Genomic DNA, 16030 nt, shown 5'->3' with positions numbered 1-16030 from the left:
GTTGACAGGAATGCTGCTTTCCGGGCCGACGCCGATAGCGGCCCCCTGTCCAGCCCCGTTCCGGGCAGCCGAAGACGGTGGCCGCGGGAAAAACGGCGTTGTCGCCACCATTCATGTATACTACCATACCAGAAAGGAAGGTGATCCGATCGGTCCGCGGAAGAGGGCGCATTGATCCGGCTGACACCAAAACGGCAAATGTCCCCGATCAAGGGTGACGGCAGGGAGGGAAGATGCATGGGTTTCGCCGCCGGGGGGCCTGCCTCCCGACCATGGTCCGCAAGACGTGTCGCAGCGCCAGAGGGCTTTTGACATTGTCGGAGACCCGACGCAGATCGACGGCATTGCGGGCGGTCGTGCTTGCGGTGCTGGGTTTCCTGGCCGTCCCGCCGGTGCTGGCCTGTGACACCCCGGTCAGTGCATGTGGCAAGCCGGATCGGACCGGGATGCCCTTGATCCAGGCGGGGCAGGCGGCGGCGCTCTATGTTGATCCGGTCGCGGACCCGGCGGTCAAGCATGCGGCAGAGGGGCTGCGCCGCGACCTGGGGCGCGTCAGCGGTGGCGAGGCGGCGCGTCTGGACACCTTGTCGGCCGCTAAGGGACCGGTGGTGATCATAGGTGTCCTGGGCGCCAGTGCGGCCATTGACGACCTGGTTCGGGCCAGGCGCCTGGACGTCCAGGGATTGGCGGGACAGTGGGAAGGGTTCCGGCAGATCGTGGTGGATCGTCCGTTCCCCGGTGTTCCAAGCGCCCTGGTCATCGTTGGGTCCGACCGGCGCGGGGCCGTCTATGGTGCCTATGACCTGTCGGAGCGGATCGGGGTTTCGCCCTGGGCGTGGTGGGCCGATGTGCCCGTAACCAAACAGCGCGACCTGTATCTGACGGCAGGCATGCGGGCCGATCATCCGCGGGTAAGATATCGCGGCTTTTTCATCAATGATGAGGATCCAGCCTTCAGCGGTTGGGCAAGGGCAAGGTTCGGCGGCATCAATGCCGATCTTTACGGCCATGTCTTTGACTTGCTGCTGCGCCTGAAGGGCAACTACCTGTGGCCTGCCATGTGGGCGCCCAAGGCCTTCAATGATGACGATCCGCGCAACATGGTGCTGGCCGATGAGATGGGCGTGGTCATGGGAACCTCCCATCACGAGCCCATGACGCGTGCCCAGGCCGAATGGCATCGGAACAAGGACAAGGGCGTCACGGGTGGTCCCTGGGATTACGCCAGCAATGCCGACAATCTGCGCGCCTTCTGGCAGGGCGGCATCGAGCGCATGATGTCGAAGGGCAATGGCGGCGCCTATGACAGCCTGCTGACCGTCGGCATGCGCGGCGACGGGGATGAACCCATGTCGGAAGGTACGGCCACACGCATGCTGGAAAGCATCGTTGCCGACCAGCGCCGCATCATCGCGGAGGTGACGGGCAAGCCCCCGGAAAAGACACCGCAGGTCTGGGCGCTTTATAAGGAAGTGCAGGATTATTACGATCACGGCATGCAGGTGCCTGATGACGTGACCCTGCTGTTCGCCGACGACAATTGGGGACAGATCCGCCGCCTGCCCATCACCGGGCGCGATCCGAAGGATCGGGCGGGTGGCTACGGGGTCTATTACCATTTCGACTATGTCGGGGCGCCGCGGAATTACAAATGGATCAACACCAACCAGATTGCCAAGACCTGGCAGCAGATGAATCTCGCCTATGAAAAGGGCGCACGCGCGATCTGGATCGTCAATGTCGGCGACATCAAGCCGATGGAATATCCGCTGGATTTCTTCCTGGACATGGCCTGGAACCCGGAAGCGATGACGCCTTCCGCCCTGTCGGCCTATCCGGCGCGGTGGGCCGGCGACACGTTCGGCGCCGGGTTGGGGGCGGAGATCGGTGAGGTGCTGGAGACCTATGCCGCCTATGCCGCACGCCGCAAACCGGAACTGATCGACCAGAACAGCTTCCCGCTTGGCGAGGGGGTGGGCCCATTGCTGGATGGCGGCGCCTTCGGGCGGATGGTGGAGGAGTGGCGCACCCTGGTGGCGAAGGTGGCGCGGATCAAGACAGCGCTGCGCCCCGACCAGCAGGATGCCTATTTCCAACTGGTCGAATATCCCGTGCTGGCCCTGTCGAACCTGTACGAGATGTATTATGCCGCCGCCTGGAACCAGCGGCTGATGACCCGCAATGATCCCCGTGCCAACTATTTTGCCGACATGGTGGAGCGGACTTTCCGGCGCGATGCCGAACTGACGGCGCAATATCACGCGCTGAATGGCGGCAAGTGGGCCGGCATGATGAACCAGGTCCATATGAGCTATGTGATCTGGCAGACCCCGACCCAGCAGACCATGCCCAGCATCAGTCGCGTGTCGGCCGATACCCCGCCGGACCGGTTGGCGGCCCAGATCCGTTTCGCCCCGTCTGCACCGGTTGATCCAAAGCGGATCATCGTGCCGGCGGCGACGTTCGATCGGGCCGTGGGGGCCAAGGGCCTGTCCTGGCACGTACTGCCCATGCTGGGGACAGGCAGTGCCGTCGTGGCCCTGCCGCAGGGCCGACAGCCGACCGCGCCCGACGATGGGATGCGTCTTGAATATGGGATCACGACAGCCGTCAACGGGGATATCCGCGTCGCGCTCAATCTTTCCCCCACGCTGGACACGACGGGTGGCAGTGGCATCCGGATCGGGATTTCCCTGGATGACGGTCCGGTGAAGACGGTGACATCACACCTGATCCCGACGCCCGGGGCCATCACGACGCCGGAACAGGCGGCCTGGGTGGAGGCCGTGAAGAACAACAGTTACACGGTGGAGGTTGTCTTTAACGGCCTCAAGGCCGGTCATCATGTCGTCAAGGTCTGGCGCATCGACGACAACCTCGTGCTGACGTCACTGACCATCGGTCTGCCGTCATGAGGGCGGGGGTCAGGGCTCTGCGATGGTGGATGATCGGGCTGATCATGCTGGGCGCGATCATCAACTATCTGACCCGTGCCACCCTGGGCGTGGCAGCACCCACCGTGTTGGCCGATTTGTCGATCACGACGGAGGAATATGGCTGGATCACCAGCGCCTTCCAGTTGGGCGTGATGATGCAGCCCCTGTGCGGCTATGTGCTGGACGTTATCGGACTGAAGACCGGGTTTGCCATCTTCGCGGCGGTCTGGTCGCTGCTGACCATGGCGCATGGCCTTGCCGGAAACTGGCCGGCGCTTGCCATTCTTCGCGGTCTGTTGGGGGTGGCGGAGGGGTCGGCCAATCCGGCCGGGATGAAGGCCGTGTCCGAATGGTTCCCGGCGCGCGAACGGGGGCATGCCGGGGGCGTCTACAATATCGGCGCCTCTGTCGGATCGATGCTGGCGCCGCCGCTGGTGGCCTGGGCCATCCTGTTCTGGAACTGGCGGATGGCGTTCGTGCTGGCCGGTGCCCTGGGTCTGGTGTGGGTGGCGCTGTGGCTGAAATACTATCAGTCGCCGGCCACGCATCCCGCCTTGTCAGAGGAAGAGCGAAAGCACATCGCGGAGGGCCAGGAAAACCATCTGGCGGGCGACGGCAGCCGACCATCAATCCTGATGCTGTTGAAGCAGCGGAATTTCTGGGGAATCGCCCTGCCGCGCTTCCTGGCCGACCCGACCTGGGGCACACTGGCCTTCTGGGTGCCGCTCTATCTGATGACCGTGCGTGGCTTCGATCTGGCCGCCATCGCCATGTTCGCCTGGCTGCCCTTCGTTGCCGCCGATCTGGGCTGTCTGTTCGGGCCCACCGTGGCCGCCTTTCTGCACCGGCGCGGGCTCAGCCTGCTGAACGCCCGGCGCGGCGCCTTCACGCTGGGGGCGTTGATGATGACGGGCATGGCCTTTGTCGGCCGTGTGGACAGCCCTTACGCCGCCATCCTTTTGCTCTGCCTGGGTGGTTTCGCGCATCAGACCCTGTCGGTCACCGTCATCACCCTGTCATCAGACCTGTTCCGCCGGAACGAGGTGGCGACGGTCGCCGGCATGGCCGGCACGATGGGCAATCTGGGGGTCCTGGTCTTTTCGCTGCTGATCGGCGGGCTGGTGGCGACGGTCGGTTACGACCCGTTCTTCCTGGCGCTGGGGGTGCTGGACCTGCTGGGCACGATCCTGCTCTGGACCCTGGTCCGTGACCACGGGGTCGCAATGGTGAAACCATGATCCGCAATCCCATCCTGCCGGGTTTCAATCCTGATCCGTCCATCGTCCGCGTCGGCGCGGATTATTACATCGCCACGTCCACCTTCGAATGGTTTCCCGGCGTGCAGATCCACCATTCGCGCGATCTGGTGCATTGGCGGTTGCTGACGCGACCGCTGCGACGGGCCAGCCAGCTCAACATGCTGGGCGCGCCGGACAGTTGCGGCGTGTGGGCGCCGTGCCTGACCCATGCAGACGGGCTTTTCCATCTGGTCTATACCGACGTGAAGCGGTATGGCCGGACGACCGTGGCCGGTGCTTCCGGCGCGTCGCTGCGCGACTTCCACAATTATCTGGTGACCTCGCCCACCATCGATGGGGATTGGTCCGATCCGGTCTTCCTGAACAGCAGCGGCTTCGACCCGTCGCTGTTCCATGATGATGATGGGCGCAAATATCTGGTCAACATGCTGTGGGATCATCGCCCCGGCCAGAACCGCTTTGCCGGCATCGTCTGTCAGGAATATTCACCAGCAGCGGGCAAACTGATCGGGGAACGGCGCCTGATCTTCAAAGGCACGTCCCTGGGCCTGACGGAAGCACCGCATCTCTACAAGCGCGACGGCTGGTATTATCTGCTGACGGCAGAGGGGGGGACGGGCTGGAACCATGCCGTGACCATGGCGCGGTCCCGCCGGATCGACGGTCCTTATGAACTGCATCCCGATACCCATATTCTAAGCTCACGCACCCGGCCCGACGCGGCCTTGCAGCGGGCGGGCCATGCCGATCTGGTGCAGACGGCCGAGGGGGACACCTATGCCGTCTATCTGTGCGGCCGACCCCTGCCGAACCGGGGTCGTTGTGTTCTGGGGCGGGAAACGGCGATCCAGCGCATGGTGTGGGGCGCGGATGGCTGGCTGCGCACGGCCGATGGCCAGGGCATGCCGTCGCTGGTCACACCCTCACCGGGCCTGATCCCGCATCCATTTCCGCATGCCCCAGCGCGGTCGGATTTTGACATGGGGGAGTTGCCGGTCGATTTCCAATGGCTGCGTTCTCCCTATGCCGATGATCTTTTCAGCCTGACCGATCGGCCAGGCTGGCTGCGGCTGCACGGGCGGGAGAGTGTCGGCAGCCAGTACCGCCAGGCCCTGGTGGCCCGCCGCCAGCAATCCTTCTGCTATTCCGCGTCCACCCGCATGGATTTCCAGCCCGAGCATTTTCAGCAGGCGGCGGGCCTGATCTGCTACTACGGCGCCACCAAGTTCCACTATCTCCATGTCAGTCATGATGAAGTCCGCGGCCGGCACCTGCGCGTCATGTCGGCGCTGCCGGATTCCCCGCAGGCGGATGCCTTTACCGATCCCGTCGCCATCCCGTCCGACCCCATCACCCTGCGGGTCGAGGTCGACTTTGAACGGCTGCGCTTCGCCTTCAGTCTGGATGGCATCTCCTGGACGTGGCTGCCCCAGATATTCGATGCCAGCATCCTGTCGGACGAGGCGACCAGCCCCGGCGCGCCCAATTTCACCGGAGCCTTTGTCGGCATGGCCTGCCAGGACATGTCGGGTACTGGCCGTCCCGCCGATTTCGACTGGTTCGAGTATCGGGAACGCGATTATGCAGAGGCCTGTCCAGGCGATACGGAGATTGGGACCGTCAATGATGGCAATGTCCCGCGCTCTGGCGCCTCCGCCGGTTGGGGCTGAAAGTTCGGTCTTTTCGTGACCTTGGCTGCAATCCACGGGGCTTTGCCGGCGAGGTCACGAAAAGACAGGTTCAGTTTGTTCCCAGCCCTTCGATGAAATGCGTGATGGCATTATCGACGGCGGCGGCATCGGCACTTTCCTGGTTGTAATTATCCAGATCCAGCCGCAGCACGGGGATGCCGGCCGCGTCCAGGGCGCGCAGGACGAACGGGTCGGCGTCGGTCAGGGCCACGGCGCCATGGACGCCATGGATCTGCGCATCGCGGACATGCCAGGCGCCGGCCCAGGTGGGCATGCGCAATTCGTCGCCCATGGTGGCGAAACGGGCGGCCAGGGCCCGCATCGGGTCGCGCCCCCGGTCGTGCTGGCGGATATAACCATCGGCGGCCAGCGACAGATACATGGAACAGACGAACACGGCGCCGTGGCTTTCCTCCCATCTCTGGTAGAAGCCCATGTCGCTCCACAAGCCGCGCCCGACCCACATCAGGCGGACCCGTTCATGGGGGCAGGCGGCATCGCCCGCGACGACCCGCGCCGCCACCTCCTCATACAGCGCCTTGGCGGCGTCGCGCGCCCAGACGGACCCGCGATGCCATTGCGGAACCATGGTGGCGGGCATGGTGTCGACGATGCTGACGGGGGCGGGACGGGTGGCGGCGATCAGGTCGCGGGTGCGGCGATACCAATCCTCCTGCTCGTTGACCAGATCCATCACTTCCGCGAACCGGTCGGGATCGAAGCGCCGGCCCGTCGCCGCCTCCAACCGGGCCACCTGCGCCCGCAATTCGCCTTCCAGCAGGTCCAGCCGTTCGGGTTCCAGATGCCGGTCCCAATCGCCGGGCAGCGTTTCCCACCAGTTGGCGTCGATGTTCCAGCGGCTGTCGAAACTGCGCTGATAGAGGAACAGGTCGGCCCCCGTCTCCTGGGCCCAATGCCGGAAGATGCGCGACGTCGCGTCCGTGCCCGTCACGGCGGCCAGGAAATCCGGCTTCGGCAGGCCGCCCCAGGGTGCATTCTCCCCATCCTGGTCGAAGGCGGCAGCCAGCCCCTGGGCGCTGTAGGCTTCGACATCGGCGGGATAGCCCTGGTCGCGCAGCAGGCGGAAATAGCGGCCGGACTGCTGCTTGGCCGCGACGATGGAGGCCCACCATTGGTTGACGACGAAAGGAATGTCCATGGCGCGCAGGATTTCCTGCGGGGCATTGGCATTGACCACGGCCAGCGGTGCGCCGGCAGCCACCTGTTCACGCAGACCCGCGAACCAGTCGCGCTGGAACTGCCCAAAGCTGGCGACAGCGGACAGCGACTTGCGGCTGCGCGCCGGTGGCTTCAGTGCCGCCCGGCCCCCACCGCCGCCGCGCGCGGCGCGGGGGGCGGTGTCTGTGGCGGGCTGCGGATCGCGGCCGGCCAGGAAATCCGCCAGCCCGGTGGGCATGCGCGCGGCATCGCCGTTCCAGGTCACGGCCAGGAAAGGCAGGCCGGCCGCCGCACAGGCGGCGTGCAGTCCCTTCACGTCCCACGGAGCAGCCTCATCGCCTGGACGGGTGACGTGCAGCAGCCGTCCCGCACCCGCTGATTGCGCCGTCGCAACCAGATTGGCCGGGTCCGTCGGCGCGCGGCGCACCATGGGCGCGCGCTGGTCGCAGAAGGGGCGTCCCCAATCCTGATCCTCGCCCAGAACCAACATGCCTGCCGCTTCCAGGCTGTCATAGGTGCGGAAATCCTCCTGGGTGCTGCCGCACAGGAACAGGCCGTCGTGCATGCCAAGCAGGTCAGGCGGATCGGCCAGCAGCGCCGCCAGGGCCGCCGCCGCCTGGTCAACCGGCAGAATGGTTGCACCCGCCACCAGCCGGACGGCCTCCGCACCCGTCAATCTTCTGGCCTGACGAAAATCCAGCACCTGGGCCAGCAGGATACGCAGGTGGATCTCGTCGGCTTCCGCCCGGCCAAGATCGCCCCCGGGTACACCGATCCCGGCCAGCCAGTGCGTGAGTTGTTCCAGCCGCTGATCATTATAACGGGCCACGCCCGCGCCGGGACCGTAAAGCCGGTCCAGGAAATGCACCTGACCCAGGCGACCGACGACCTCCCGCGCCAATTCGCGCAAGGCGGCGAAGACCTGGGGCTGTTCATTGTCGGCGCTGGTGATCAGTAACGGGTCCGGCACCGCCCCGTCACCGACAAGCTGCTCCAGCAGGGATTTTCCCCGCGCCGTCAGGCCGGCCCCGCCCATGATCCCGTCCAGCAGCGGCGTCGTGCCGGCGACAGGCACCAGCCGCACGGGCAGCAGGCCCGCTGCCCGCACCAGGGCGCGCGGACCATCCACGCCCAGCAGGCGCAGGGGGCGGTGCCCCTGCCGCCGCAGCGCGTCCAGGGTGCCGTTGGGATCGTTGGCGGCGTCCAGCAGCGGGGTCAGGGCGGGGTGGCGGGTCATCAGATGACCCCGCGCTGCTTCAAGGCTTCCAGCCGGTCGGCCGAATAGCCGGTCAGCTTCTCATAGACGGTGGCGTTATGCTCCCCGATCGCTACGGGCAGCACGGGGTCGAAGCCGGTGCGCGCGCCGGAGAACAGGATGGGGATGCCGGCGGTGCGTAGGTCGATGTCGGACGTGTAGCTGGGATGGGCGATGGGCATCGTCTCATTCCGGGCGACGACGCGCGGGTCGACCAGGGCATCTTCGGGATGGCGCACGGGGGCCACGGGCACGCCCTGCGCCTCCAGCGCTGCCACCACCTGGGCGGTGGGAAGCTGCCGCGACCAGGCATTGATCCGCGCTTCCAGAACGGGGGCATTGGCGACGCGGGCGTCGCGGGTGGCGAATTGCGGGTCCTGCAACAGCTCCGGCTGCCCCATGGCGCGGAACAGGCCGGCAGCCAGCTTGTCATGCACGGCGACCAGGGCGATGTAACCGTCGGCACATTCGAACACGCCGAAGGGCGACAGGCGCTGCACCGTCAAGCCTGTGCGCGCCTGCATGCCCGCCGCTGCCATGGCCGACCAGTTCTCGATAGCGACGAAGGAGGTGAGCGCGCCCAGCATCGACACGTCGATATGTTGGCCCTCACCGGTCCGGTGCCGCTGTTCCAGCGCCGACAGGATGCCGATGACGGCAAACACGGGGGCCAGCATGTCGGCCATGGGCACGCCCATGCGTACGGGAGGCTCCCCCGGCGCGCCCGACGTGTACATGGCGCCCGACAGGGCCTGGATGATGACATCCATGGCCTTGCCACCCTCTGACCCGTTGGCGCCGAACCCGGACAGGGAGCAATAGATGACGCGGGGGTTGGCGGCGCGCGCCGCCGCGTAGCCCACGCCCAGCCGGTCGGCCGTGCCGCTGGTGAAATTCTCCACCACGATGTCGCAGGTCTTCACCAGATCGGCGAAGACGGATTTGGCATCGGGATGCTTCAGGTTCAGCGTCACCCCATATTTGCCGCGCGCCCGGGTCAGGTGGGAGATGGACAGGTCGTCCTCATGCCGGCGTTCCACCACCACCCCGTCGCGCCCGACATAGGGGCTGTTGTCGCGCGCCAGATCGCCGCCGGCCGGGTCTTCCAGTTTGATCACTTCCGCCCCCAGCCCTGCCAGCAGCAGGGTGGCATAGGGGCCGGCCAGGGCGCGGGTCAGGTCCAGGACGCGAAGCCCTTCCAGGGGGCGCTGCTGAATGGTGTCGTTCGTGCTCATGCTCGTGATCCTTGACGGGCGGAAACCGCACCCTTGTCGCGCAATGCATTGATGTCGTCGGGGGAAAGGCCGAGGCCGGCCAGGATGTCGTCGCTGTCGCCACCGGCCGGGGCCGCTGGGCGGGGCGGGGCGGGCGGGGTGTCGCTCAGGCGGATGGGCAGGCCGATATGCGGGGCGGTGCCGCCGCCGGGCAACGCCACCTCGAACACCATGCCGCGCGCCCGGTTATGCGGGTCTGCCAGGGCGTCGGACAGATCATGCACGGGGGCGAACTGCGTGTCGGCAGCGGCCAGGACGTCCAGCCATTCGGCCAAGGTGCGGGTGCGGAAGAGGACGGCCAGCGCGTCCGCAATCTCCGCCCGGCGTGACAGGTCCATCTGGGCGCCTGCGAAATCCGGCCGGCCGACGGCTGTGCAGAAACGCTGCCAGTAGCGTGGTTCCATGTCGGTGGTGGTGATGAACCGGCCATCGGCCGTTTCCCAGATGCCGCTGTCCGCCCGGCGCTGACCACGCGCCGGTACCTTTGACAGGTCGGGATTGCGGGCAATGGTGCTGGCGACCAGGGCCATGGACGCATCCGACATGGCGATGTCGACATGCTGGCCCCGGCCCGTCGTACCACGGGCGATGATGGCCGACAGGATGCCGATGACGGCGTTCGACCCGCTCAACAGATCGGCCACGGGCACGCCGGGGAAGCTGGGCTTGGCCGCATCCTCCCCAATGCGTGACAGGGCGCCGGCGATGGCCAGCGCCACCGGATCATGCCCCGGTTTGTCCCGGTACGGCCCGGTCTGGCCGCACAGCGTCACCGACGCATAGACGAGGCGCGGGTTCAGGGCCAGCATGGCGGCCGCACCATAGCCCATGCTGTCCATCACGCCCGGCCGGTAATCCTCCACCAATATGTCGGCCTTGGCGACCAGCGCCTCGATCACCGGGCGGGCATCGGCATGGCCGGGATCGATGACCAGGCTGCGCTTGTTGCGGGCATAGATGTCGCGGGCGCGGAGCGCCGCACGGGCATCATCGTCGAGCTTGTCCCAGCCGAAGACCTGCGCCTGCTTAGCCAGTTCGCGCGGGTTTTCCAGGCGGATGACATCGGCGCCCAGATTGCCCAGCATCCAGGTGCAATAGGGGCCGGGCAGGAATTTGGAGAAATCGACGACCGTCAGGCCGGAAAGGGGTCCGCTCATCGCGCATCCTCCCCATCATCGGTCTGGAACAGGGCGCCGGGCACGCGGATCGTGCGGCCCGACAGGGGGTCGGCGAAATCGACAAAGGCAGCGCGGGCCGCATGTTGTGGACTGGACAGCACATCGTCCGGCCCGTCAATGGCCGACAGGCCCAGGCCTGTGCGGTTCGACTGTTCGGCCAGGAAGGCGCGGGTCTTGGTCGCCAGGAAGGCGGCGACGATCTTCTCCCATTCCACCAAGGTTTCCTGCGGCATGTCGGCGACCAGAAGCTTGTCCCAGTCGATATCGGCCAGCGGCCCCGCCATGCCATCGGCCTGCATCAGCGCGACCATGGCCCGCATCATGCCCGGATTATCGACCAGGGCCCAGGTGACCCAGCCATCCGCGACTTTCCAGATCTGGTTGACGCCGGACTTGCCGCGCACCAGCCGGTTGCCGGTGCGGGCGCCCACCTTGCCGGCCCAGTCCCACATCACCGGTTCCCGGTAATTGGCCAGCACGGCCGATTGATAGGCGGAGACAGAGACATGCTGCCCGGCGCCGGTAAAGCTGCGGGCGTTCAGCGCCGTCAGCGCCCCGATCACGGCCTGGATGGCGCCCAGCGCATAGGCCTGCTGGCCCGGCAGACGCAGCGGCTCCCGGTCCGGGTCGCCGCCGATATGCAGCAGGCCCGACCGCGCGATCAGGGTCAGATCGGTGGCGGGGCGCGCGGCCCGTTCCCCGTCCGGATCAAAGGGCGCCAGCAGCACGTCAATCAGGCCCGGATAATCCCCCGGCTCCACCCCCGGCAGCGGCCCGTTGCGCAGCAGGATATCGGCCCCGGACAGCAGGGCGGGCAGGGCGGCGGCGTCCATCGGCACGCACTGCTTGCCGATATTCCACACCGGGTCGGCCGCGTCGCCCGTGGCCGGCACCAGCCGCGTCACGCGCGCCCCCAACTGGGCCAGCATGCGGCCGGCCAGGGCGCCCAGTTCGCCCGTGGCATCGATGATGGTCAGATGGTTCAGCATCATTCCGTTCCTCAGGCCAGGGCGCCGGCGGCTGTCAGGTCGGCGACCTCCGCCGGGTCCAGGCCCAGCAGGTCGACGAAGACGGCCTGATTGTCCCCGCCCAGCAGGGGCGGCGGGCCGACATGGATGGCGGCATCGGAAAAGCGCAGCGGCGGCCCCGGCATTTCGCAATCGCCCAGCTTTTCATGCTGGATGCGGTGGTAATGGCCGGCACTTTCCAGTTCCGGATCACAGAAGACATCGCGGCCGTCATTCACCGCTTCGGCCGGAACGCCCGCCGCCGCCAGAAGGTCAGCCAGACGGTGCTTGTCCTGCGGACTGGTCCAGGCGGACAGGGCGGCGTTCAGGTCGGCGGCATGGGCCTTGCGCCCGGCCAGCGTGGCGAAGCGCGCGTCGGTGATGCAAGACAATGCCGAAAGCGCCTGCCAGTCGGTGTCGTCGCGCACGGCGATGGCGCACCATTGGTCGGGCCCGCGGCAGGGGAACAGGCCATGCGGTTCCATGCGCGGATCGTCATTGCCGCGCCGGGCGGCCAGACCGCGCTGATGATCGGCCAGACAATCGGACGTGACCAGCATCATCGGTTCGACCTGCGACACGTCCAGATGCTGGCCTTCGCCCGTCTGCCGGCGATGTTCCAGGGCGGCCAGCACGGCCACCGTCGCCATCATCGGCGCCACCACATCGCCATAGGCAAAGGGCGCCATGTGCGGGCCCCGGTCGGGCCAGCCGGACAGGGCGGCGAAACCCGACAGGGCGGCAGCCGAATTGCCATAGCCGCGCAGGTCGGACAGGGGGCCGGTGCGCCCGGTGACGCTGACCGACAGCAGGATGATGCCGGGCCGGATGGATTTCAGCGTGTCATAGGACAGGCCGATACGGTCCATGTAGCCCTTGCCGAAATTCTCCACCACCACATCGGCCCAGGCGACCAGCTTCTTCGCTACCGCGATCCCGCGCGGGTCGTTCAGGTTGATGGTGATACCCTGCTTGCCGGTATTGGTGATGGCGAAAAAGGCAGAGGCGTCGGGATGGCGCTTGCCGTCCTTGAAGGGCGGGGACTGGCGGCCAAGGTCCAGGCGCTTTGCGCTTTCCACCTTGATGACGGTGGCGCCGTAATCGGCCAGATCCTTGGTGGCGCGCGGGCCGGCGCCGACCCAGCTGAAATCGGCGACGCGCAGTCCGGACAGGGGGCCTTTTCTGGTCATGGTGCATTCTCCGCGGTGGGCGGGGTGAAGCAGGGCGGAGTTTCCCCGCGCGTGCGGGCGGCGATCAGGTCCTGGGCATGGTCCAGGATTGGGTCGCCATCGATGCCGAACTGGCTTAGTTCCGCCGCGATATGCCGGGCATTTTCGGCGTAAAGCGCGCGGAACCGTTCCTGATCGGCGGGCGGCAGTGAGAGCGTCATGCCCATGTTCAGGGCCTTGCCCTTTTCCAGGCCGCGTTCTTCGGCCGTCAGGATCTGGCGGGCCAGCGCCGCCTCCCACACGGGCTGGGCGTCCTTCAACACCTGGCGCAATTCCGGTGTCAGCCGTTGCCAGGCCTTGTCGGACATGGCGCGGGCGGGATAGGCGCCGCGGTCGAAATGCAGGGCGGTGAAATAGCGCGTCACCTCCCCGAAATGCAGGGACTGGATGGTGTCGGCCGGCGCCACCACCCCGTCGATCACGCCCTTGGCCAGGGCCGAATAGACCTCCCCCATCGGCATGTTGACGGGATCGGCCCCCAGTTCGCGCAGCATGCCCAGGGCTTCGGTCTGGGCGCGCAGGCGCAGGCCGCGCAAATCCTCCAGCTTCTCGATGGGTTTGTGCCTTGTCAGCACGCCGGGGAAATTGCCCCCCTGCACGGCCAGCACATGCAGCCCCTCCAGTTCCTGTCCGAAGACGGGGAAGGCGTCGGCCAGGCATTTATAGATGGCGACCTGATCGCCCATGTCGCGGATGCCGCCGTAAAAGCCGGCCTGACCGCGCAGGGCATGGGCGCCGCCACGGGCATAGATCGGGGTGATCAGGCCGATATCGGCCACGCCATGGCGGATTTCCACCATGCTCTGGTCCGATGACAGCAGGGAGCCGGCCCAGAAGGGCTTGATCACCAGCCGCCCGCCCGATTTCTCCGCCACCGCCTTCATCCATTCCTGATCGGCCTTGCTGAACGGATGGGTGGGCGGATAGGGGCTGGCATAGGACAGGGTGACCGCGTCCGCCCGTTCCTCCTGCCTGGCGCCACAGGCGGCCAGGGCACAGAGGGCGACGGTGGCGAGAAGGGTTCGCAGATGCTTGGCCATCATCATGCCCCCAGAACCTTGGGCAGCCACAGGGTCAGCGCCGGGAAGGCGATGATCAGGGCCAGATGCAGGAAATCCATGACCAGAAAGGGCACGATCCCCCGGAAGATGGTGGAAAGCGGGATATCCTTGGCGATGCCATGGATGACGTAGCAGTTCAGGCCCAGCGGCGGATGCACGAAGCCGATTTCCATGGTCCGCACCAGGAAGATGCCGAACCAGACGGGCGACAGGCCCAGATCGATGATGATGGGCAGGAAGATGGGTGCCGTCAGCAGCATCAGCGCCAGCCCGTCCAGGAACGATCCCAGCACCAGCAGCAGCAAGGCCATCACCAGCACGGCCGCCATCGGCCCGGCATTCAGGTCGGCCACCAGGGCGGACATGTGGCCCGTGATGCCGGTCAGGCTGATGAAGGTGGAAAACAGGATGGCGCCGATGATGACGATATAGATCATGCCCGTGGTGCGCAGCGTGTCCGACAGGGCCTTGGTGATGGCGGCCCGCGTCAGCGCACCGCGGATGGCGCAGAGCAGGAAGGCACCCGACGCCCCGACCGAAGCGGCCTCCGTCGGTGTGAACCAGCCGACCATCAGCCCGCCAATGACAAAGACGACCAGGGCGACAATGTCGATGATGCGACGCAGGGCCGGCAGCCGGTCGCGCCAGGCCACCCGCTGCGTGCGCGGCCCCAGGGCGGGGCGCAGGCGGCACAGGATATAGATGCCGATCATGTAGAACAGGGCCTGGGTCAGGCCCGGCACGATGGCGGCGGCGAACAGCCGGCTGATCGATTGTTCGGCGATGATGCCGAACACGATCAGGGCGCCGGACGGCGGGATCAGCGACCCTAGCGTGCCGCCCGCCGCCAGCGCCCCTGTGGCAAAGGCGGGGGAGTAATTATGCTTGCGCATTTCCGGCAGGGCCACGGAACCGATGGTGGCCGCCGTGGCCAGGCTGGACCCGCTGATGGCGCCGAACCCGGCGCAGCCGGCGATGGAGGCCAGTGCCAGCCCGCCCGGCCGATGGCCGATGAAGCGGGCGGCCGCGTCAAAGAAATCGCGGCTGGCCCCGGCGGCAAAGCACAGATGTGCCATCAGCAGGAACAAGGGAAGCACGCCCAATTCGTACTTGGCGATGGTTTCAAAGGCCACGACGCCGGCCTTGATCAATGCTGCTTCCGGCGTGACCAGGATGGCGATGCCCCCGGCCCCCACCGCGGCCAGCGCCACGCCGATGGGCAGGCCCAGCGTCAGCAGGCCCAGCAAGGCGATGACGCCCAAGGCGCCCCAGAGTTCAGGGCTCATGTCGGCCCCCCTTTCCAACGGCGTGCAGCAGGAGCAGCAGTGCGATCAACAGGCAGGACCCGATCCAGACCAGCCGCAGCCAGCGCAGCGGTAGCCCCAGGATTTCCGTGATCTCGTATCCCGGCCACAATTCGGCCGCCACCCAGGCGGACCCCGCGGCCAGAAACAGGAAGAACAGGCAGCTTCCCATATCCGCGGCCCGGTCGAACCGCCGGTGCCAGATGGGGCCCAGCCGTTCGATCAGGATATGCACGCGGGCATGCGCGCCTGACAGGGTGGCACCGACCATGGCGGCGGATGCAGCCAGCACGACGCTGGCCTGCACCACCTCAATGGCACCCAGGACCGTGAAACCCACATGCCGGCCCAGCACGGCCACGGCATCCGCCGCCATCGCAGTCAACAATCCAGCCGCCCCCAGGGCAAAGGAAATCCGGGTCAGCAGCCCGCCGCGGACGGGTGGCGGTTTGTCAAAGCGTGGGGGCAAAATGCGCTCCTTGGACAATCAAACCCAGAATTTGCCAACAATTCACGACCGCCTTCCTGGAAAACGTTTTCATAGGCGCCAGATCAAGAGCTTGCCCAACAGTGCCTCCCCCGCTTTCGCGGGGGAGGCAGGAAGATGCAAAAGTGTCTGGGTTGACGCCTATAAGTGAAGTCCGGGAAAGCGGTTTC

The 16030-nt window shown here is 66.6% G+C and carries 11 protein-coding genes; 3 read left to right on the top strand and 8 right to left on the bottom strand.

Annotated features, from left to right (window positions below):
* Positions 1-446: 446 nt before the first annotated feature.
* Genes ACODTW_RS13960 through ACODTW_RS13950 form a run of 3 tightly spaced genes read left to right on the top strand, consistent with a single transcriptional unit; the run spans position 447 to position 5865 of the window.
* A complete protein-coding gene (locus ACODTW_RS13960) occupies positions 447-2915 on the top strand; it encodes a glycosyl hydrolase 115 family protein (RefSeq protein WP_488946625.1) in 2469 nt (822 codons plus the stop codon).
* A 29-nt stretch (positions 2916-2944) separates the two neighbouring features.
* Positions 2945-4174 (top strand): MFS transporter, encoded by a 1230-nt coding sequence (locus ACODTW_RS13955; RefSeq protein WP_488946624.1) that lies wholly within the window; start codon positions 2945-2947, stop codon positions 4172-4174.
* Positions 4171-5865, top strand: a complete 1695-nt coding sequence (locus ACODTW_RS13950; protein WP_488946623.1) for a glycoside hydrolase family 43 protein — start codon at positions 4171-4173, stop codon at positions 5863-5865. Before ACODTW_RS13955 ends, ACODTW_RS13950 begins: the two co-directional genes overlap by 4 nt.
* A 70-nt stretch (positions 5866-5935) precedes the next feature.
* Here the strand turns inward: ACODTW_RS13950 and ACODTW_RS13945 are convergent, their stop codons facing one another.
* The 8 genes from ACODTW_RS13945 to ACODTW_RS13910 are packed head-to-tail and all read right to left on the bottom strand — an operon-like array spanning position 5936 to position 15842.
* Positions 5936-8302, bottom strand: coding sequence for a 2-hydroxyacyl-CoA dehydratase (locus ACODTW_RS13945; protein ID WP_488946622.1), 2367 nt, complete (start codon positions 8300-8302; stop codon positions 5936-5938).
* Entirely contained in the window at positions 8302-9555 is a 1254-nt protein-coding gene (locus ACODTW_RS13940; protein WP_488946621.1) for a CaiB/BaiF CoA transferase family protein, read from the bottom strand. The genes ACODTW_RS13945 and ACODTW_RS13940 overlap by 1 nt, the downstream gene beginning before the upstream one ends.
* Positions 9552-10751, bottom strand: a complete 1200-nt coding sequence (locus ACODTW_RS13935) for a CaiB/BaiF CoA transferase family protein (RefSeq protein WP_488946620.1) — start codon at positions 10749-10751, stop codon at positions 9552-9554. The genes ACODTW_RS13940 and ACODTW_RS13935 overlap by 4 nt, the downstream gene beginning before the upstream one ends.
* Positions 10748-11764 carry a CoA transferase gene (locus ACODTW_RS13930; protein ID WP_488946619.1) on the bottom strand — a complete coding sequence of 339 codons (1017 nt, stop codon included), beginning with the start codon at positions 11762-11764 and terminating at the stop codon, positions 10748-10750. Before ACODTW_RS13930 ends, ACODTW_RS13935 begins: the two co-directional genes overlap by 4 nt.
* Before the next feature lie 8 nt (positions 11765-11772).
* Entirely contained in the window at positions 11773-12969 is a 1197-nt protein-coding gene (locus ACODTW_RS13925) for a CaiB/BaiF CoA transferase family protein (protein ID WP_488946618.1), read from the bottom strand.
* Positions 12966-14054, bottom strand: coding sequence for a TRAP transporter substrate-binding protein DctP (gene dctP / locus ACODTW_RS13920; RefSeq protein WP_488946617.1), 1089 nt, complete (start codon positions 14052-14054; stop codon positions 12966-12968). Before dctP ends, ACODTW_RS13925 begins: the two co-directional genes overlap by 4 nt.
* Positions 14051-15355: a TRAP transporter large permease gene (locus ACODTW_RS13915; RefSeq protein WP_488946616.1), complete on the bottom strand. Its 1305-nt coding sequence runs from the start codon at positions 15353-15355 to the stop codon at positions 14051-14053. Before ACODTW_RS13915 ends, dctP begins: the two co-directional genes overlap by 4 nt.
* Positions 15345-15842 carry a TRAP transporter small permease subunit gene (locus tag ACODTW_RS13910; RefSeq protein ID WP_488946615.1) on the bottom strand — a complete coding sequence of 166 codons (498 nt, stop codon included), beginning with the start codon at positions 15840-15842 and terminating at the stop codon, positions 15345-15347. Before ACODTW_RS13910 ends, ACODTW_RS13915 begins: the two co-directional genes overlap by 11 nt.
* Positions 15843-16030: the final 188 nt, after the last annotated feature.

The organism is Niveispirillum sp. FG148 (assembly GCF_057809655.1).
The sequence above is the reverse complement of the archived record's forward strand: the minus strand, read 5'-3'. Positions and strand labels throughout refer to the sequence as shown.

Coding starts and splice junctions, on each gene's coding strand:
- ACODTW_RS13925 (WP_488946618.1), bottom strand. CDS start 12,969: ATGACCAGAAAAGGCCCCCTGTCCGGACTGCGCGTCGCCGATTTCAGC.
- ACODTW_RS13945 (WP_488946622.1), bottom strand. CDS start 8,302: ATGACCCGCCACCCCGCCCTGACCCCGCTGCTGGACGCCGCCAACGAT.
- ACODTW_RS13950 (WP_488946623.1), top strand. CDS start 4,171: ATGATCCGCAATCCCATCCTGCCGGGTTTCAATCCTGATCCGTCCATC.
- ACODTW_RS13960 (WP_488946625.1), top strand. CDS start 447: ATGCCCTTGATCCAGGCGGGGCAGGCGGCGGCGCTCTATGTTGATCCG.
- ACODTW_RS13955 (WP_488946624.1), top strand. CDS start 2,945: ATGATCGGGCTGATCATGCTGGGCGCGATCATCAACTATCTGACCCGT.
- ACODTW_RS13940 (WP_488946621.1), bottom strand. CDS start 9,555: ATGAGCACGAACGACACCATTCAGCAGCGCCCCCTGGAAGGGCTTCGC.
- ACODTW_RS13915 (WP_488946616.1), bottom strand. CDS start 15,355: ATGAGCCCTGAACTCTGGGGCGCCTTGGGCGTCATCGCCTTGCTGGGC.
- dctP (WP_488946617.1), bottom strand. CDS start 14,054: ATGATGATGGCCAAGCATCTGCGAACCCTTCTCGCCACCGTCGCCCTC.
- ACODTW_RS13930 (WP_488946619.1), bottom strand. CDS start 11,764: ATGATGCTGAACCATCTGACCATCATCGATGCCACGGGCGAACTGGGC.
- ACODTW_RS13935 (WP_488946620.1), bottom strand. CDS start 10,751: ATGAGCGGACCCCTTTCCGGCCTGACGGTCGTCGATTTCTCCAAATTC.